Annotated in this window: 2 protein-coding genes; both read right to left on the reverse strand. The window is 70.8% G+C overall.

All coding sequences use genetic code 11. The features are described from left to right. Positions 1-37: 37 nt before the first annotated feature. Positions 38-634 (reverse strand): DUF4328 domain-containing protein, encoded by a 597-nt coding sequence (locus ACZ63J_RS36510; protein ID WP_465439788.1) that lies wholly within the window; start codon positions 632-634, stop codon positions 38-40. A gap of 58 nt (positions 635-692) precedes the next feature. Beyond that, positions 693-1,679, reverse strand: coding sequence for a hypothetical protein (locus tag ACZ63J_RS36515; RefSeq protein ID WP_465407606.1), 987 nt, complete (start codon positions 1,677-1,679; stop codon positions 693-695). Positions 1,680-1,886: the final 207 nt, after the last annotated feature.

Here is a 1,886-nt window from a genome sequence, read left to right on the forward strand (position 1 = left end):
GAAGGCGCCGCGCGGGGGGTGTTACTTGGGGTTTGTTCTAAAGTGGGGTGCTCTGCCGGTGGCTGGACCCCCCCCACCCCCCCGCCCCACCCCCCCCCCCCCCCGCGACGGTGTCGAGGTCGCGCGTGATCATCGTGTCGTCGGTGAGGCGGGAACCGACCGAGGACAGCAGCTGGTTCCCGAGGAAGGCGGCCCACCACCAGGACACCAGCTCGGCGCCCGGCGTCGGGAACAGCCGCCCCGTACCGCGCGGCCGCTGCGGGTTGCTGGCGTTCCAGACGTCCCGGACGACCATCTGCGGGAACCAGAAGCTGACGATCGGCACGATCCAGCCGAGCACCGCCCACATCGGCGAGTGCCGGTGCCGGGCGGGTTCGATCACCTCGGCGTTGGTGCGGGCGAGCCACAGCCACCGCATGAAGACGACCGCGGTGACGACCTGGAACCCGAGGTCGATCCAGCCCACCGTCAGCCAGACGGACGCGGGGAAGGCGCCCCACTCGCCCGCGACGTTCGCGATGCCGACCGCGGTGGTCACGATGATCAGGATCGCGGCCGCGCTCTGCCAGCCGGCGAGCGGCCGGACCCGCGCCATCGGTCTCTGCGGAACGGGCGCGGCGAAGTGTGGCTGCATGGTTTTCCCCCAGGTTTCAGTGCGTGAATCGTGAGAAAATCAACTTCGGTGAAGCGTGTCAAGCGGCGGCGGAACAGCTGTGGCGGAACGTCGTGACCGTGGAGCCGGTCGTGGTCGCGACAACACCGTCGTCGGTGAGCACCGGCCGGCCGAAGTCCTGGTTGGTGACCAGGGTGTCGGTGAGGACCCCGCTTTCCCAGACCCCGAGCGCCTCACCGCCGCCGGCGGTCAGGTAGGTGCCGGCCGTGCGGGTGCCGGAGTCGACCGCCGGCTCGATCGCCCAGACGTCGAACTGGCGGACGAGCGTGCCGGTCAGGTCCCACTCGACTGTCGCGAACTTCTCGTTCTCGTACTTTTCCCCCGCGATGCGGCCGTTCCGGAACGCGCTGACGTAGTCGGTGCCCAGCGCGAGCTTGGTCATCGTCCCGTCCGGGTACCGCACGAAGAAGTCGGTCTGCGAGCTCCCCGCGCTGACCAGGATGCGGCCCTGCTCGTCGATCTCGACCGGGCTGACGTACCCGTAGACGGCGGGATCGGGGTTGAGCGTCAGCACGGTGCCCGGCGCGGCGGCCGGCCAGATCGCCAGGTCGAAGGTGTCCCCGATGCCGAGCGCGGTCCCGGCGACGTCGCCGGCGTCGTTGATCGCGAGAGCCCGGGCCGAACGCCGGCCCGGCGGGATCGGGAGCGCCGTGAACCGGCCGTCCCGGTAGACGACCGCGTTGTCCTGGAAGCCGTTGTTGTAGGTCAACCCGACCGCGGTGCCCGCGGAGTTGATGTCGTGCAGCTCGGTCTGCTTGCCGAACGCCCGGCCGAGGTTCTCGGCGACCCCGTGGTGCCACCGGATCGCGCCACCGGAGGAACCGCTGCCCGCGATCCAGCCGCCGTTCGCGGCGGCTGCGACATGTCCCCAGGTCTGCCCGGCGGGCAACGGCAGCGTGGCCCGCGTCCACGCGCAGCCGTCCGTGCCACGCGCCGCGGCGGTGACCGTCAGCATCGGCACCAAAGCCAGTGCGGCGGCCAGTAACACCTTCAGCCTGCGGTTCATGGTTCCCCCTCGTCCTGCGCGAAGCCGTCCTCGCGGGGGACTCACGCCTGACGAGCCCGATCGGTTGATGCCGATCGGCGAAAGGATCCCTCCGGCGGGGGGGGGGGAACCCCCAGGGCCACCCCCGGGAAGGGGGTCCGGGGGGTGGGGGGTCACCCTTTTTTTGCGTCCCCGTTTCTTTCGATGAGTGCCGTGTCCACCCAGCCC

The organism is Amycolatopsis sp. NPDC104863 (assembly GCF_055582965.1).